The organism is Siminovitchia jepli (genome assembly GCF_047228825.1).
Classification (GTDB): domain Bacteria; phylum Bacillota; class Bacilli; order Bacillales; family Bacillaceae_C; genus Siminovitchia.
In genome coordinates this window covers 1-733 of the sequence record NZ_JBFEGN010000212.1, presented here as the reverse complement: position 1 = coordinate 733, position 733 = coordinate 1, and the positions used below count along the sequence as shown (strand labels likewise).

Sequence of the window (733 nt, the reverse complement as noted above, 5' to 3'; positions counted from 1 at the left end):
ATTGATGAACGTGTACAACTCTCTACTTTGCGCTATGAAACGATGGATGCAGGATACGATTTTGAACCCATTTATACCCAGGTCCATCGGATGGGGCATCAGTCTGTGATTGCGTATAATAAGCGCAATGAGCCTGAACCGGTCGGTTTTGATAAACATTTCGCGCCCACATGCTTTAGGGAACATTCCTATCGGTATGACAGCTTTGATCCGAAATATGAAACCTTAAAATACACCCGGCCAAAAGAATGCAAAGAATGTCCGCTCGCTAATGAAGGCCTTTGCCAGAAAGTGTACAAAGTGAAGGTGACCACGGACCTTAGAAGGTATACAGCGCCCGCCCGGGGCTCCCAAGCCTGGAAGACCATATATAAGCGACGTACCGCTGTGGAACGAGTCAACGCCTATCTTAAAGAATATTTCCAGCTCAACAATGTCCGCTACCGCACGGGGAAACGAGCGAAGGTTCATTTTGACCTTGTAACGCTAGTTTATAATGCGTCAAAACTGGCTGCCGACCGTATCAATGCATCGTTAAACCAACAAACTGCATAACTTTATTCTCAAATAAAGACAGATTTTTTTTGGTCGCCCTTTGAAAAAAATGAAAATATGGGGGGCTTAGTTTGTTATTGCTAAATTTCAAAGTTAAAACGAAAAATAAACATAGCAGTACTTTTTTTCATCTGGGATAAGATTAAATTTTTATAAAGAGCAATTATGAAATTGATTC

At 41.6% G+C, this 733-nt stretch carries 1 protein-coding gene; it reads left to right on the top strand.

Annotated elements, in window-relative coordinates; all coding sequences use genetic code 11:
- On the top strand, window positions 1–555 hold a 555-nt coding region (locus tag AB1L08_RS22435), incomplete at its 5' end, for a transposase (RefSeq protein WP_413066784.1).
- Window positions 556–733: the final 178 nt, after the last annotated feature.